At 59.7% G+C, this 15,784-nt stretch carries 16 protein-coding genes; 10 read left to right on the plus strand and 6 right to left on the minus strand.

The features are described from left to right. The first annotated feature begins 422 nt into the window (after nucleotides 1–422). The gene (locus tag ACOYW2_RS20385; RefSeq protein ID WP_482767767.1) at nucleotides 423–977 is read left to right on the plus strand and encodes a hypothetical protein; all 555 of its coding nucleotides are present in this window, start codon (nucleotides 423–425) and stop codon (nucleotides 975–977) included. A 1-nt stretch (nucleotide 978) separates the two neighbouring features. Here the strand turns inward: ACOYW2_RS20385 and ACOYW2_RS20390 are convergent, their stop codons facing one another. Then, on the minus strand, nucleotides 979–2,310 hold the full coding sequence (locus tag ACOYW2_RS20390; protein ID WP_482767768.1) for a sigma-54 interaction domain-containing protein: 1,332 nt from the start codon (nucleotides 2,308–2,310) through the stop codon (nucleotides 979–981). A gap of 226 nt (nucleotides 2,311–2,536) precedes the next feature. Between ACOYW2_RS20390 and ACOYW2_RS20395 the strand changes: the two genes are divergently transcribed. The 5 genes from ACOYW2_RS20395 to ACOYW2_RS20415 all read left to right on the plus strand — a co-directional run bounded on the left by ACOYW2_RS20395 (nucleotide 2,537) and on the right by ACOYW2_RS20415 (nucleotide 5,945). Beyond that, the gene (locus ACOYW2_RS20395; RefSeq protein WP_482767769.1) at nucleotides 2,537–3,562 is read left to right on the plus strand and encodes a multiheme c-type cytochrome; all 1,026 of its coding nucleotides are present in this window, start codon (nucleotides 2,537–2,539) and stop codon (nucleotides 3,560–3,562) included. Then, nucleotides 3,526–3,816 (plus strand): hypothetical protein, encoded by a 291-nt coding sequence (locus ACOYW2_RS20400; RefSeq protein WP_482767770.1) that lies wholly within the window; start codon nucleotides 3,526–3,528, stop codon nucleotides 3,814–3,816. The genes ACOYW2_RS20395 and ACOYW2_RS20400 overlap by 37 nt, the downstream gene beginning before the upstream one ends. Next, nucleotides 3,785–4,150 carry a hypothetical protein gene (locus ACOYW2_RS20405; protein WP_482771065.1) on the plus strand — a complete coding sequence of 122 codons (366 nt, stop codon included), beginning with the start codon at nucleotides 3,785–3,787 and terminating at the stop codon, nucleotides 4,148–4,150. The genes ACOYW2_RS20400 and ACOYW2_RS20405 overlap by 32 nt, the downstream gene beginning before the upstream one ends. A gap of 206 nt (nucleotides 4,151–4,356) precedes the next feature. Next, nucleotides 4,357–4,941, plus strand: a complete 585-nt coding sequence (locus ACOYW2_RS20410) for a cytochrome b/b6 domain-containing protein (protein ID WP_482767771.1) — start codon at nucleotides 4,357–4,359, stop codon at nucleotides 4,939–4,941. Nucleotides 4,942–5,126: 185 nt separating this feature from the next. Then, nucleotides 5,127–5,945: a M55 family metallopeptidase gene (locus tag ACOYW2_RS20415; protein WP_482767772.1), complete on the plus strand. Its 819-nt coding sequence runs from the start codon at nucleotides 5,127–5,129 to the stop codon at nucleotides 5,943–5,945. A 473-nt stretch (nucleotides 5,946–6,418) separates the two neighbouring features. Here ACOYW2_RS20415 and ACOYW2_RS20420 read toward each other — a convergent pair whose 3' ends face one another. Both ACOYW2_RS20420 and ACOYW2_RS20425 read right to left on the minus strand, forming a co-directional pair. After that, nucleotides 6,419–6,943 carry a rhodanese-like domain-containing protein gene (locus ACOYW2_RS20420; protein ID WP_482417831.1) on the minus strand — a complete coding sequence of 175 codons (525 nt, stop codon included), beginning with the start codon at nucleotides 6,941–6,943 and terminating at the stop codon, nucleotides 6,419–6,421. A 96-nt stretch (nucleotides 6,944–7,039) separates the two neighbouring features. Continuing rightward, complete coding sequence (locus ACOYW2_RS20425; protein WP_482767773.1) at nucleotides 7,040–7,522, minus strand: MauE/DoxX family redox-associated membrane protein; 483 nt, start codon at nucleotides 7,520–7,522, stop codon at nucleotides 7,040–7,042. Between the two features lie 193 nt (nucleotides 7,523–7,715). Here ACOYW2_RS20425 and ACOYW2_RS20430 point away from each other — a divergent pair, with 193 nt between their 5' ends. Then, nucleotides 7,716–8,438 carry a TIGR04283 family arsenosugar biosynthesis glycosyltransferase gene (locus tag ACOYW2_RS20430; protein WP_482767774.1) on the plus strand — a complete coding sequence of 241 codons (723 nt, stop codon included), beginning with the start codon at nucleotides 7,716–7,718 and terminating at the stop codon, nucleotides 8,436–8,438. A gap of 200 nt (nucleotides 8,439–8,638) precedes the next feature. Further along, complete coding sequence (locus ACOYW2_RS20435) at nucleotides 8,639–10,198, plus strand: Na+/H+ antiporter NhaC family protein (RefSeq protein ID WP_482767775.1); 1,560 nt, start codon at nucleotides 8,639–8,641, stop codon at nucleotides 10,196–10,198. A 54-nt stretch (nucleotides 10,199–10,252) separates the two neighbouring features. On the opposite strand, the gene ACOYW2_RS20440 is transcribed toward ACOYW2_RS20435, so the two are convergent. The 3 genes from ACOYW2_RS20440 to ACOYW2_RS20450 form a co-directional block, all read right to left on the minus strand. After that, nucleotides 10,253–10,825, minus strand: coding sequence for a DUF4136 domain-containing protein (locus ACOYW2_RS20440; RefSeq protein ID WP_482767776.1), 573 nt, complete (start codon nucleotides 10,823–10,825; stop codon nucleotides 10,253–10,255). Between the two features lie 90 nt (nucleotides 10,826–10,915). Then, nucleotides 10,916–12,220 carry an amidohydrolase gene (locus ACOYW2_RS20445; protein ID WP_482767777.1) on the minus strand — a complete coding sequence of 435 codons (1,305 nt, stop codon included), beginning with the start codon at nucleotides 12,218–12,220 and terminating at the stop codon, nucleotides 10,916–10,918. A gap of 145 nt (nucleotides 12,221–12,365) precedes the next feature. Further along, a complete protein-coding gene (locus tag ACOYW2_RS20450; RefSeq protein WP_482417837.1) occupies nucleotides 12,366–13,184 on the minus strand; it encodes a purine-nucleoside phosphorylase in 819 nt (272 codons plus the stop codon). Between the two features lie 488 nt (nucleotides 13,185–13,672). On the opposite strand from ACOYW2_RS20450, the gene nifU reads away from it, so the two are divergent. Both nifU and nifS read left to right on the plus strand, forming a co-directional pair. After that, nucleotides 13,673–14,500, plus strand: a complete 828-nt coding sequence (gene nifU / locus ACOYW2_RS20455) for a Fe-S cluster assembly protein NifU (protein ID WP_482417838.1) — start codon at nucleotides 13,673–13,675, stop codon at nucleotides 14,498–14,500. Next, a complete protein-coding gene (gene nifS / locus ACOYW2_RS20460; protein ID WP_482417839.1) occupies nucleotides 14,500–15,678 on the plus strand; it encodes a cysteine desulfurase NifS in 1,179 nt (392 codons plus the stop codon). The genes nifU and nifS overlap by 1 nt, the downstream gene beginning before the upstream one ends. Nucleotides 15,679–15,784 lie beyond the last annotated feature (106 nt).

The raw sequence follows: 15,784 nt of genomic DNA on the forward strand, positions 1-15,784 counted from the left end.
GTACGTCCTGAGAAGAAATGATGAATGCAACGATTCAGTTGCCTCCGACAGGGCCGCCTGAGGCAATGATGAGCTGAGTCATTACCCAAAAAGCTTACTTTAGCCGGATCCCTTTCCTCTACGCAAGCCGGAAAACCCGTCCTTTCCTTCACCCTTCGCCTTTTTGCCTTTACCCCTTCCCCTTTAGCCCTCAGCCTTTTTGCCTTTACCCCTTCCCTCTATCCCTCAGCCTTTTTGCCCTTAGCCCTTCCCCTTTAGCCCTCAGCCTTTTAACCTTTCCCCTTTAGCCCTTATCCCTTTCTCCCATTCCCCCTTGACCTCTCCCCCCTCATCCGCAAAAATAGACATTCACACGCCCACCCACGGGCAGCAAACCGTACCCAACCCATCTCCGTGACATAGAAAACAAAAAAGGACCCGACATGATGAAACGCACCTGCATGTGCCTGTTCCTGACAGCCGCCCTTGCCGTGACCGCCGCAGCCTGGGCCACACCGTCCTCCTGCCCCAACAAAACGGCCGACCCGTCCACCCCATGCCCCCGCACCACCTGCACGGCAACTCAGGAAGCCTGCCTGACCCAGCACCGCACATGCGTCGCCCAGATGACAAAGCGGCCCCCCTGCGGCCGCACCGCACCCAAGGTGATGGTCAAGGAAGAAGATGGCTGGAAGCTTGTGGTTCACATCCTCCAGCCGGGCAGCCGAAGCCAGGGCTACCACGGGAGCCTTTATAAGGATGGCAAACGCATGGAAGGAAAAAAAGGAGAGGCCCTCAAAACGCCCTGGGGCACCTTCACCTGGCAGGGAGCCATGGACGAACGCCACCATCTTTGGGACAGCACGGGCTGGGTGAGCAAAGACGCAAACCCCTTTGCCGAAAGCGCCGTCACCACCCCCAAAGAGCAGACAAGCATGGAGGAGCTGGACAGGCAAATTGAGGAAGAGATGAAAGGGACGCAGGGATCAGACCTTTAATTCAAAGCCCCATTTTTTTCATCCATTTCCACAAGGTGACCCTGCTCACCCCCAGGAGCCTTGCGGCTTCGGTTTTCACGCCCCCCGCCCGAAAAAGGGCGGCCTCCACGTCATCCCTGGTCACGGCCCGCCGTCCCCCCTGAAAGGGGACGGCTTCCCGGGAGTTCCCCACATGGACGGGCAGGTGCTCCACCTCCACGCGCCCGTTTCGGCTCAGGACCATGGCATACTCCATGGCGTTGCGCAGCTCCCGGACGTTCCCCGGCCAACCATAGGCGTCAAGGACTGCTGCGGCTTCCGGAGAGATGCCGGTCATGGGCTTTCCGTCCCGCAGGGCAAACCGCGTAAGAAACCGGTTGGCCAGGATCAGCACGTCGCCGTCGCGCTCCCGCAGCGGCGGGCAGATAACGGGAATGACGTTGATGCGGAAATAGAGGTCTTCCCGGAAGTCCCCCCTTTCAACAAGGGCCCCCAGGTCCCTGTGGGTGGCGGTGATCACCCGCACATCCACCGGTACCGGGGTGTGGTCCCCCACCTTTTCGATCACCTTCTCCTCAAGGACCCGCAGCAGCTTCACCTGAATCGGGGCGGGCATGTCCCCGATCTCATCCAGGAACAGGGTGCCCCCGTGGGCCGCCTCAAAGCGACCGACCCGGTCCCGGGAGGCACCGGTAAAGGCCCCCTTCACGTGGCCAAAGAGCTCACTCTCCAGAAGGTTTTCATTCAAGGCTGCACAGTTCACCTTGATAAAGGGCGCCCCCGCCCCCATGCTTCCCGTATGGATGGCCTGGGCAACCAGCTCCTTGCCCGTGCCGCTCTCGCCCTGGATCAGTACCGGGGCCGTGGAAGTAACCACGCTGTCGATAAAGGCCAGGAGCCGACGAATCGCTGCGGACTCCCCTTCGATGCCGTGGTGCTCCCGGCTGGCCACCACCTCCCGTGCCAGGTCGTCCACCCGGTTCTCCAGGGCCACGAGTTTTCTCATGTCCGTGAGGATCTCCACGGCTCCGATAACCTGCCCGTCTCCGTCCTCCATCACCCGGGCCCGCTTCAACACCGGGATGCTCTCACCGCTCCGGCACTTGATGGTGCACCGCACCACCTTCTCCCCCCCTGAGGCAAAAAGGCTGCAGTGCGGATGTTCCCCACCCTTTTCAAACCGCTTGCAGCCCGAGCAGTTCAGCATACGGCACGGGCCCCCTTTCAGCTCCTGCCGGGAAAACCCCGTGAGCTCCTCGGCAGCCCGGTTGGCATCGAGGATCCGCCCCTTGCTGTTCACAACGAGAACGCCGTCGGCAAGGGTGTCGAAAATATGGGAAATCAGGTGTTCCATGGGTCACCTCATGGGCGGAGTTAACGTAAATTAACATTTGTTGCCATACTTACGTTAATTTATTAACACACCCCAAACACACCTGCAATATGAAGCTACCATTTCGATATGTTACACGTGCAGCCACCTGGCACACCCTTTGCTCTTAACCATGAATGCAACTATTCAATGGCCTCCGGCGAGGCTGTTTTTTCACACATCAAAGGGAGACGTTATGGGAGGAAACATGATGCGAAGGCTGGGGCTGGTCATGGCGTGCCTGGCCTGCTTCGGGCTTGAATCTGCCCGGGCGGACGAAGCACCGGGACGCGCCATGGCAAGGCAGGCCACGGCAGACACCACACCGTGGATCACCACGAGCCATGCCGACCATGACATCTTGAAGCAGAATTTCACCTCGGGAAGCGAGGTGACCAAAGCCTGCCTCACCTGCCACAACGAGGCAGGCAACCAGGTGATGCAGACCATCCACTGGACCTGGCGGGACCCCGACAGCCCTGAAGAGGAGAAAATCGGCAAGGCAGGCCTGACCTTGAACAACTTCTGCATCAGCATCCACGGCAACGAGCCCCGATGCACCTCCTGCCACGCCGGGTACGGTTGGAAAGATAAAAGCTTTGATTTCACCGACGAGACAAAGATCGACTGCCTCGTCTGCCATGAGCAGACAGGCACCTACAAAAAATTCCCCACCATGGCGGGTCTGCCCGTGGACAAACCCAAAAAGTTCGGGAAAAAGACCTTCACCCCGCCTGAGTGGAACACCGTGGCCCAGAGCGTGGCACGCCCCACGCGAAAAAACTGCGGCACCTGCCACTTCTTCGGCGGCGGCGGGGACGGAGTCAAGCACGGAGACCTGGACTCCTCCCTCTTCATGCCGGACAACGCCCTGGATGTGCACATGGATGCCAAGGGCAAAAACTTCGACTGCGTACGCTGCCACACCACCGTGGCCCATGACATCGCGGGCCGCTCCTACCGCACCCCGGCCTTTGAAAGCCGAAAAAGCCTCGTAGAAGATGATTTGACCCACAAAATCTCCTGCGAGTCCTGCCACACGGCCACCCCTCACCAAAAGGGATCCAAGGCCAACGACCTCGACAAGGGCGGGGCTCGTGCCAGACCTGCCACATCCCCACCTTTGCCCGGGAAAAGCCCACCAAGATGTGGTGGGACTGGTCAAAGGCCGGCGTCAAAAAGGAGGGAAAACCTTACGTGGAAAACGGCCCCTACGGCAAGCCCGTCTACATGACCAAGAAAGGGGACATGCGCTGGGAGAAACACGTCAAACCCGAGTACTTTTGGTTCAACGGCAGCATCGAGACCCTCACGGCCCGGGACACCGTGGACCCGTCAAAAGAGATCGCCGTCAACCGCCCCCTGGGTAACCGAACGGACCCCAACGCCCTACTTCCCCTTCGCGAGGTCGGTCTCGGCGAGCACAGCCAAGCCACGCCCAGGCAAGAACCTCGTCATCCCCCACCTCTTCGGAAAAAAGGGGAGTGACGCCTACTGGAAAACCTACGACTGGAACCGGGCCGTGGCCAGCGGCATGGAGCACGCCGGGCTTCCCTTCAGCGGGGAGCTCGCCTTTGCCGAGACCAGCTACGTCTTTCCCATCACCCACATGGTGGCCCCCAAAGAGGAAACCGTGGCCTGCGCCGAATGCCACACACGGGAAGGCGGCCGTATGGACGCACCCCACCTGGCAGGTTTCTACATGCCTGGCCGCGACACCAGTGGCCCCCTGGAAGCCTCGGGCTGGGCCCTGGTCCTGGCATCCCTTGTCGGTGTCGTGATTCACGGAACGCTGCGCGTGCTGGCGCGACGAAAAGGGTAAAAACGTGCCCTGGCGGAGAGGGACGGCTCCCCTCCACCCAGGTTGCGATTACACGGCTCACCTTTTTGGTCTCGTTCCCAGGCTCTGCTTTGGGAATGGCCCTCGGGAGGCCCTGCCTCCCTTACTTAACTGACCGGAGCGAAGCGACTCCACGGCCTTTCGCCTTTATCCATTGGCCCTTCGCCCGTTTTTTTAAAGGATATCCCATGAACCAACCCATCTACCTTTTCACCCGTTACGAGCGCCTCTGGCACTGGTTCCAGGTGGCCGTCATCACCGTCCTCATGGTCACGGGCTTAGAGGTCCACGGCAATTTCACCCTCATGGGCTTTGAGGCAGCCGTCACTATCCACAACATCTCCGGCATCGCCTGGGCCGTGGCCTTTGCCTTCTTTGCCTTCTGGATTGCCACCACCGGCGAATGGAAACACTACATCCCCACCACCCGAAAGATGGCCCTGGTGGTGCGCCACTACGCCGTGGGCATCTTCAAAGGCGAGCCCCACCCCGTCCCCGCCACGGAGCGGGCCAAGCACAACCCCCTGCAGCGGATCGTCTACCTCGTCTTCTCGGCCGTGCTCCTTCCCCTTCAGATGGCCACGGGATTTCTCGATTGCAATGGCTTTAACACCCGCACCGACTTCATGGCGGACGTTGGCCTGGGAGCCATTGCCGTTATCCACACCCTGGGGGCCCTTATGATCCTGGCCTTTGGTGATCATGCGCACCACACCACCACCTGCCCCACGATTCCCAATGTAAAGGCGATGATTACCGGGTGGGAGAAGTAACCCGAACGTGCATCGGTCGACAGAGCACAGATAAAAAAGCCCTTTGCCCGTTTTGGAGAAAGGGCTTTTTTCTTGCCCTGAACGCCATCAGCCACGTATCATGCTGGAGATCTGAGACTGCAAAGCCCAAGGGAGTATCCTCACCCTCAAAAACCGAGTATGGCAAACCACAGGCAAGCGCCCCCATGAATGATAAAGCCCTTATCTTAGCAGACATCGAAGGCATCATCGGCGTTCACGCCAAAGCCCAGTGCACGCCCGGTTCCCATGCGTGGCACAAGGCAAGGCACCTTCTCACAGCCGATGTCAACGCCGCGGCCCGGGGCCTTCTTGACGCCGGTTACCACCGCATCACCGTCGGCGACATGCACGGTACGGGCTTTAACATCCTCCCGGAAAAACTCATGGCCGAAGCTCGCTGCGACCAAGGCCACCGCTGGCACCCCGTGCCCCTCATCGGCACCATGCCCGAGGCAGACTGCGCCGTGATGGTCGGCTGGCACGCAGCCCCGGACCAGGAAGGGTTCAGCCCCCACATTTTCCATAAGCGCCTAAGAAAGCTCTGCATCAATGACAGCCCCGTCACCGAGGTGGAGCTCTTCTCCGCCGTACTGGGAGAACACAACATCCCCGTCACCTTTGTCAGCGCCGAAGGCGTTGCCTGTGACCGTATCCAGGGCCACATGCCATGGATCCATCGGTTCGACGTCCCCAAGCGCCCCGTCAGCCAATCACAGATCCGAGACCTTCGCACCCGGCTCACGGACGAAGTGCGTCAGGCCGCCTCCAACAGCAACGCACTCCCGCTGGTGTGGGGCACCCACAAGGTCACCGCCACCTTTCCCGACGAAACACAAACCTGGACCTCCCCGTCAGCGACCACAACCTTCCGCCGCCTCCTGGCCGATACAGCCCTGGGCTTTGCCCCGGGTGCCGCCATCCCCTGCCTCCTCTTTATCCTGCGCACCCGCTGCCGCATGGAGGAGTGGGCAAGAAAACGATAAAACCATGCCTCCGGCGGCGAGGTGTGCCACCTCGAAAGCAAGGTGCGAATGCTCCGGGGCTCGTACCTCGCCCCGTCACATTCGCTGACGGGCTTCACAGGTTTCGGAGACATCACACATGGAGGCAGAGCCTTTCGAAAAACATTCCCAGGCGGAGCCTGGGAACAAGGGTGTCCGGGGGGTGGGGATGAAAACAGGCCGATGGCCGAACGATAATCAAGGTAAGACTTCCTTGAAAGGCGGATGTGGTTTGCCCGAGGAACGAGGGGCAAATTCTTTCAGAAACCTGGGGTCCAGGGGATTTATTCCCTGGCCGCCGGAGGCACGCTTTTTTCGCCCACGTTGACCATCAGAAGGCTGTGCTTTTTGGGATGTACACTTACCAAACAAAAACACCCCTGAACCGGCTGACACGGTTCAGGGGTGTTTCATGTTTCAGGTGGAGGACCTGGAAGAAAGGGAATTAGGCGGTCTTAATCGACCTTCTCGGCTTTGTAGCCTGCGCCTTTCCAGGCGTAGATGCCACCGCTGTAGCGGTAGACGTTCTTGTAGCCGAGTTTCTTGGCCCAGACCGCACCGTTGTGGCTTCGGGTGCATTTGACAAACCCGCAGTAGACGATGATGGTTTTCTCTTTGTCTGCGCCGAGGAGGGCTTCGTATTCGGCCTGGGTTTTACCGGCGGTCTCATCGTTGTTCCAGGTGTTCATGTCGGGGATGGGGAAGAGGAACTGCACGGCGCCGGGAACGTGGGCCTTTTTGTAGCTGGCTTCATAGGGCATGGTGTCCACGATGACCATCTCTTTGTTCTCATCGATCATCTTCTTCAACTCGGCGGTGGTCACCAGGTCGTAGCCGCCGCGCTGGATCTCGCGCACGAGCTTGACGGCGCCGGTCTCTTTTTCCACCTCTTTTTCAAATTTGCTCTTGCCGAAAGCGAACACATTGCCGGCCAGCAGAAGGGTCAGGCCCACCGCAATCACCGCAGAAAATCGTTTCATCGTCATTCTCCTTAAAAAAACCGTTTCAAAAACCGCATAAATCCAAACACACAAAAAGGACTGCTCAATCCGCAAATCAACCGACGGGATGCGCTGTCATGCCATTCGAGGGTCAAGTCCCTGGACATCGACACGTTGATCCGCACCGCGCCTCAATCGTCGGCTCACGGCGGATGAGAGCAGTAGACCGCAAAAGAAAACATCCCGGTAAAGGGCTGTGCGAAGTCCGCCAAAGGCCCGCGCCTCAGGATCTTCCGGGCCAAAGCATCCGCAATCGATATCGAGGCCGAGGTAGATCCCGTAGCCGAGGATCGCCATGAAAAACAGCAGAAGCACAAACAGGGTCTCCAAGGCCCCCCGCATATCGAAAATCAGGGCCAGGCCCGCCACCACTTCCACCACGGGCAACACCACGGCCACCAGGCCGGAGAACCCCTCGGGAAGAAGTCCAAAGGCATCGATCACCACGGTAAAAGCGGCCGGGTCCATGAGCTTTCCCGCACCGGACCACAGAAAAATTCCGGCCACCAGAAACCGGAGTCCCCTGTAAACCCATCTGTTTTTCAAAACATATGCCATGGTTCCCCCTGCCATCACCGTGCTTTTTCGACCGATTTCAATGGTGTTGCATATATCGGGCAGTGAGTAAAAAAACCAATCGTTTGTATTGATGGCATGCGGAAAAACCATTTACGATTTCAATACGGCCCCACCACGCCGTGAGGGCAAAACCACCCTGGCACTCCCCGTCCATCTGTGGCACACTTTCCCCATGAAAACGCACCCAGCCCCCTTTCCCACACTGACCGCCATCATCCCCACCCTCAACGAAGAGGCCGGAATCACTGAAGCCGTGGAAAGCCTTGCCATGGACGGGCCCTTTCTGGAAATCGTGGTGGCCGACGCAGGATCCACGGATGCCACCTGCATCCTGGCAGAGGCTGCCGGGGCCCGGGTGGTGAGGTGCGCACGTAAGGGCCGGGGCTTGCAGATCGCCGAGGCGTGGGCCACCTGCAGCGGGGATGTATTGGTGGTGCTCCATGCCGATGCCCGCTTTCCGGCCCACGGTGCCGAGGCCATCCGGAAGATCCTTGCCCACAGCGCCGTTCCCGGCGGCGCCTTCTCCATGGGGTTTTCCCCTGCCACGGCCCGCACCCGTCTCATCACAGGGTTAAATCACCTGCGCTGCCACACCACGGGCATCAGCTTCGGCGACCAGTGTCAGTTCGTAAGGTCAGTCCTTGATGGGGCAGGGGGATTTCCCCCCATGAAGCTCATGGAGGATGTGGAGCTCTCCCTGATGATGAAGCGCGCAGGAAAGCCGGTGCTTCTCCCCCAACGGGTCACTGTCTCCCCCAGGCGTTGGGAAGCAACCCCCTTCACTCAAGGCGTCACCCGTGTCCTCTTCCTTTTCTTTGCCTATCTCATCAGACGGAAAATGGGCCGTCCCCCCGGTGACGGAGGCTGGTACCACAAAAAGTACTACAGCGCCTGACGAAGATTTCATATCTGCTGTATCAGACAGAAGATCAGTTCCTATTTTCCTACTAAAGAAAAAACGTTGAGGCGTTCGGCACATTGCCGGACGCCTCAGTTATTTAGGCCCATCCCCCCTTGACAAACCGGTGGATTCCTCCTATCTGCACAGTGAAAATAAGTTAAAATTATTCACTGACAGTCTTTAAGGATTCTTCTATGGAACACATGGGTATCGTCTCGATTCTGCCGGTTGTGCTGGCAATCATCATCGCAATCAAGCTCAAAAACGTCATTCCGGCACTCTTTGCAGGCGTCCTCACAGGGGTTCTCATCCTCTCAGGAGGTCATCCCGTCACGGCTGTCACCACCATGATCAAATCCTATCTCTTTGCCCAGGTCGCCGACAGCTACAACGCGGGCGTCCTGGTTCTCCTGGTTTTTATCGGGGGATTTGTGGGGCTCATGGAAAAATCAGGCGGGGCTGCCGCCTTTGCCCTGAAGATGACGGAGATCGTCAACAACCGGTTCAAGGTGCAGCTCTCCGCCTGGCTGGGGGGAATCATCGTCTTTTTCTCGGACCTCGGAACGCCCCTCATCGTGGGTCCCATCTCCGAACCCCTCTTCGACAAGCTGAGGGTCTCCCGGGAGAAACTGGCCTGGATCATCGACTCCACAGCCTCCCCCATTGCCGTCCTCGTTCCCTTCATCGGCTGGGGGGTCTACGTCATGGGCCTCATCCAGAAGGAGTTCACAGCCCTGGGCATCGCCGAATCCGACTGGACCGCCTTTATCAAGGCCATTCCTTTTCAGTTCTATCCGATCCTGGCGGTCATCATGGTGCCGGTGGTGGCGTTCACCGGCTATGAGTTCAGCGCCATGGCCCGGGCCGAGAAACGAACCATCGACACCGGGGAGCGCTACTGGCCCCACTCCAAGCCCCTGAGGCACGCCAACGATGAGCGGAACGCCAACAGCAAGGCCATCCTCATCTGGCTCCCCCTCATCGTCCTCTTCGTCACCCTCTTCGGCATCCTGGGTCCCTTGGGATTTCCCCTGAAAAAGGTCCCGGGCAGCACCTTTCGCACGGCCCTGAGCACCGGGTACCTCTTTGCCGCCATCACCATCATCTCCCTGATGGTCTTTCATAAGGTGAAAACCCTGGGCGAGAGCTTCGATATCTATTTTTCCGGGATGAACAAGATGATGAACGTGGCGGTGATTCTCGTGCTGGCCTGGTCCCTGGGGGCTGTGGGGAAACACATGGGAACGGCAAACTACATCATCGAGGTGACCCACGGCACCCTGCCCGCCTGGGGCGTGCCTGCCGTGGTCTTTCTGATCGGTGGGATCATGTCCTTTGCAACGGGCTCGTCCTGGGGGACCTTTGCCATCCTCATGCCCCTGGTCATCCCCATGTCGGAAACCCTGGGTGCACCCCTCCACGCCTGCATCGGGGCGGTCCTCTCCGGCGGGCTCTTCGGAGACCACTGCTCTCCCATCTCCGACACCACCATCCTCTCCTCCACCGGGGCCGGATGCGATCACATCGATCACGTGGAGACCCAGCTGCCTTACGCCCTGCTCAACGGCACTGTGAGCCTCGTGGCCTACCTGCTTGCGGGCATCACGGGCAGCGCCCTCTGCCTGCTCCTGGCCATGGCCACCCTGGTAGTCTCCCTGGTGATCCTCTCCAAACGAAACGGCGTCCATATCCCCAACACCACCGTTGAGGATGTGGAGCGGCTCACCGCAGAGCCTGCCGCGGCCCGGGAGTAAGGAAACAACGAAACTCCGGCGGGCAGGGGGGACGGTGCAAAGGCTCCGTCCCCTTTAATGCGTTTCCTTGCCTGCCGGGGGGACGGGACTCAGCATGTCCGCCACCAGGGCGTCAATGGCCTCTTTCCGGGCGGCATTCGCTTTTTTCATGTCTGCCATGCCCTGGGCCAGGGTCCGCCAGGCAGGCTCTTTGTCTCCCGGCCTGAACATGGCCACCAGGATGGAGCCTTTTTGAAAGGCCGACTGGTTGATCCCTTCGGTGGAAAGCCCTGCCACCATGCCGGTTTTCCGAAAAATATCCTCATCGGTAATCTTCGACTCCATCCCCAGGCCGAAGCCGATGATGAAATCGGGTTCCGCAGACATCGCCACCAGCACGTAGCCTTTGCCTTCCATGGTCCTGCGGATGGCATCCCGCGTCATGCCCACAAGCATCTCTGCACCGGATCCGGAGCCAAGGTAGGCGGCATTGCCCACCGGATAGATGGCAAAAGCACGTGCCGGAGGGGCCACCAGGCCCAGGTCTCCGATCACCAGCTTGCTCACGGTCCTGGGCTCGTTTCCAGACAGGGATGCACAGCCCGCAAGCAGCACCAGCCCCACAAATCCAAACCAGATCTTCTTCATGGTCCACCTTAAATTGATTGCATTGTTTCAGGGTAACAATTTATCAACAACAACGTATCAGACGGTCAAACCATGCGGTTCCCTGAAAGATCACCCCATGGATGCGGCGATCCGATTGACCTCAGCCATCACGGAGTCCACGTCCACGGTAAGGAGCCTGCCCTCTTTCACCACCTGCCTGCCCTCCACAAAAACGTCCCGCACATCGGCCCCTGAGGCGGCATACACAAGGTGGGAGACGGGGTTGTGGGTGGGGGTGAGGTGGGGTTTGTTCATGTCCACCAGGATAATGTCCGCGCGCTTGCCGGGAAGAAGGCTGCCGATACTCCCCCCCAGGCCAATGGCCTTGGCCCCTTCCCGGGTGGCCATCTCCAGGACGGTCCAGGCGTCCATGGCCACGGGGTCCAGACTGTATGCCTTGTGGAGCTTGGCCGTCACCTGCATGTCGTTGAAGAGGTCCAGGTTGTTGTTGCTGGCCGCGCCGTCGGTTCCCAGGCCCACGTGGATCCCTTTGTCCATGAGGGCCTGGGCCGGGCAGAGCCCCGAGGCGAGCTTGGTGTTGCTCCCCGGGTTGTGGGAGGCGGCGGCACCGCGGCGTGCCACAAGGTCCATGTCCCCGTTGTTCATCCAGACGTTATGGATGAGCAGGGTTGCCTCGTCCAGGATGTGGAGGTCGTCCAGGAGTTGATACGGAGAAATCCCCCGTTCCTCTTTCAGGCGCTGCACCTCGTCTTCGGTTTCTGCCACGTGGATCTGGAACAACACGCCCAAAAGGCGGCAGGCCTCCTTGGCCGCGGACAGGGTCTTTTCGCTGCAGGTGTAGGGGGTGTGGCAGAAGATGGACGGGGTGATAAGGGAAAAACGGTCCTTCCACGCCTCCACAAAGGCGGCGGCTTTTTCCACGTTCACAGAAGGGTCGGGCACCCCGGGCGCGGGAAAATCGATGACGCCATGGGCCAGCACCCCGCGCATCCCGGTCTCCACCACGGCTTCTGCCACCTCCTCTTCGTAAAAATAGCCGTCACACACCGTGGTGGTGCCGGACAAGAGCATCTCCGCGCAGGAGAGCAGGGCCCCTGCCCGCACCGTCTCCGGGTTGATGTGGGCGGCTTCGGCCGGGAAGATATGCTCGTTGAGCCATGAGGCCAGGGGCATGTCGTCGGCCAGCCCCCGGAACAGGGACATGGGGCTGTGGCAGTGGGTGTTCACCAGGCCGGGCATCACCACGCAGCCTGTTGCATTCACCACGGTCTCGGCCTCGGGGAGCGCGTCCCCCGCCCGGAACACAGCCCCCACCACCCCGTCTTTCACCAGCACAGCGCCCCCGTCGTAAACCTCGCGGTCCGTCATGGGGAGCACCCACCCGCCCTTGATTAACGTCGTCCCTCTGGTCATCGCTCCGTCCCTTTCAATAAAGAATCGCTTCTATGATCAAACGGCATCCCTGCCGTTCCCCACCCGGCCACGCCCTATCCCCTGCTCCCTGCTCCCTACTCCCTACTCCCTACTCCCTACTCACTATTCACCTATTACCTATTACCTATTGACCTATGACCTGTTTCAACACCATCTCAAACCCCGGCCGTGCCTTCTCTGCCACGGCCAGCACCTTTTCCACGGTGGCCTCTTCCGGGTTGTCCGGATCGTTGATGTTGGTGATGAGGGAGAGGCCCAGGGTACTCATCCCCGCATGGGTCGCGGCGATCACCTCCATGACCGTGGAAAACCCCACACAGTCCGCCCCAATGGTCCGTAGCCAGCGCATCTCGGCCGGGGTTTCAAGGCTGGGGCCCATAAGGCCCGCATAGACCCCCTGGCACACCGGCACATCCAGGTCGCGGGCCATGGCAAAGGCTGCATCGGAGAGGTCTCGGTTGTAGGCATGGATCATGGAAGGAAAACGGAGGCCCCAGTCATCGTTGTTGGGACCCACCAGGGGATTTTCACCGGTGAGGTTCAGGTGGTCCCGTATCACCATGAGGCTCCCCTCTTTAAAGGTAGGGTTGAGACCACCGGCGGCGTTGGTGACGATGAGGGTCCGGGCCCCCAAGGCTCGGGCCACCCGAATGGGAAAGGTCACCTCACGGGCTGTGTAGCCCTCGTACAGATGAAAGCGCCCCTGCATCACCATCACGGGGGTACCGGACGCATCGCCGCAAAGAAGGCACCCGGCGTGGCTCTCAACGGTGGCCAGGGGAAACCCGGGGATCTCCCCGTACATCAGGGAAGCCTCTTCCGAGACAAACCCGGTGCAGTCGGACAGGCCGGTACCTGCCATGATCAGGATGTCGGGGGTCTTTGGCCAGCGGCTCCGAATATGTGCCGCGGCCTCGGTCAGTCGTGCGGTGCTCTCATCCATGGGCGCTCCCTTGTATGAACGGTGGACTCAGGTATGCTTCATGATGGAACAAAAAAGATATCGTTTTGCTGATGTCGCCATCTACTATCCCTTGGGGGCGAAAGGCTTGTCAAGAGCATCCCCGCTTTTCAAGCCCCTTGCTCCTTCGGCCCCGGGATGCGGCACGCTGCGGACCGGCGTACAGGGGCTTTCCAGACGATTCTTTTCTGGCACCGGGAATCGTTTTTATCGATTTTATCCTTGAAAGGGTTGACCAATCGTGGTTGATTCTTATCTTCATTGAAAAACGTTCGGCAGCCCCAAAAATCATACGGCCCTTCAAAAATTCCAACCCAGGCGCCCTGTGACGGCCAGCCGAAAATGCTCAAGGCAACAACGCCTCGTCGGGACATCATGGACTTTCGAAATGTCGGCAGCACCCGGCTGCAAGCATTCGTGAACCGCCGGGTGGATGCGAGGCCATATATTATGCTTAACGGGAGAATACCATGTGGGATTATACGGAAAAGGTCAGGGAGCACTTTCTGAACCCCAGAAACGTCGGCGTGATTGAAAACGCCAGCGGTGTCGGTGAAGTGGGGTCCCTCTCCTGCGGTGACGCACTGAAACTCACCATTCGCGTGGGCGAGAACGATATCATTGAAGACGCTAAATTTCAGACCTTTGGATGCGCAAGCGCCATCGCCTCCTCTTCGGCACTGACCGAAATGGTCAAAGGCCTGACCCTGGACGAAGCAACCAAGATCACCAACGACGACATCGCCGAGTTCCTGGGTGGGCTTCCCAAAGAAAAGATCCACTGCTCCGTCATGGGCCGCGACGGCCTGGAGCGCGCCATTGCCGACTACCGTGGCGAGGTGGTGAAAGAGACCCAGGGCAACGTGGTCTGTGAATGCTTCGGGGTCACCGACCTCGAGATCGAGCGCGCGGTGAAAGAAGACGGCCTGACCACCATCGATCAGGTGATCAACCACCTCAAGGCTGGCGGCGGCTGCGGCAAATGCCACGACGACATTGAAGCCATCATCCACAAGATCAAGGGTGATGCGCCCATGGAGATCATCAAGCCCGTGCGCATGAGCAACATGCAGAAGATCAAGCTCATCGAAAGCACCCTGGAGCGTGAGATCAAACCCACCCTCCAGAAAGACAGGGGTGACATCGAGCTTGTGGACGTGGTGGGCGACAAGGTCTACGTCCGCCTCCAGGGCTCCTGCGCCTCCTGCAGCAAGTCCCAGATTACGCTGAAAAACCATGTGGAAGCCAAGCTCCGGGAGCTGGTGACCTCGGAACTCGTGGTGGAGGAGGTGAAGTAATGCGCACCGTATATCTTGACAACAACGCAACCACCCGAGTGGCCGACGAAGTCCTCGAAGAGATGATCCCCTGCCTGCGGGATGTATACGGCAACCCCTCATCCATGCACCACAAGGGCGCCGAAGCCGGTGAGCCCCTGAACCTTGCCCGCCGGCGCGTGGCAGCCCTCCTGGGCGCCCAGCCGGAAGAGATCCTCTTCACCAGCTGCGGCACCGAGAGCGACTCCACCGCCATCAACGCGGCCCTGGTGGCTTACCCCGACCGAAAGCACATCATCACCACCATGGTGGAGCACCCCGCGGTCCTGAGCTACTGCGAGTATCTGGAGAAAAAGGGCTACCGCGTTACCTTCGTCCCCGTGGACAAAAAGGGCTGCCTCGACCTCAAGGCGCTGTACGCGGCCGTCTCCGAAGAGACCGCCATTGTCAGCATCATGTGGGCCAACAACGAGACCGGCACCATCTTCCCCGTGGAAGAGATCGCCAAAAAGGTGAAATCATTGGGCGCGGCAGTCTTCCACACCGATGCGGTGCAGGCTGTGGGGAAAATCGACATCGACATGGCCGACTCGGCCATTGATATGCTCTCCCTGTCCGGCCACAAGCTCCATGCCCCCAAGGGCGTGGGCGCCCTTTACATCCGCAAGGGCACCAAGTTCGCCCCTTTCCTCATGGGCGGCCACCAGGAAAAGGGACGTCGTGCCGGCACCGAGAACCACTCATCCATCGTGGCCCTGGGCCGCGCCTGCGAGCTTGCCGCAGAAAAGATGGAAGAGGAGAACACCCGGGTCAAGGCCCTTCGGGACCGCCTTGAAAAAGGCCTTCTTGAAACCATCCCCAACAGCTTTGTCAACGGGGACCTGGATAACCGCCTGCCCAACACCTGCAGCATCAGCTTCGAGTATGTGGAAGGCGAAGCCATCCTCCTGATGATGAACGAGTTCGGGATCTGTGCTTCTTCGGGATCGGCCTGCACCTCAGGCTCCCTGGAGCCCTCCCACGTGCTGAGGGCCATGGGCGTGCCCTTTACCGCTGCCCACGGCACCATCCGGTTCTCGTTGTCCATCGACAACACCGACGAGGACATCGACACCGTCCTTGAGTGCCTGCCCGGCATCATCAACACCCTGCGCCAGATGTCCCCCTTCTGGGCAGAAGCCATGGCAGCCAAAGCCTGATCAAAACGGGAATGTCCACAAAACGCCCGTCATAAAAAACCGCCCCCCGTATTCGGGGGGCGGTTTTTTTGGTTGCGACGGTCACCTGACGCCCGGCGGCCACCTT

Source organism: Desulfoluna sp. CLI2B, assembly GCF_056847375.1.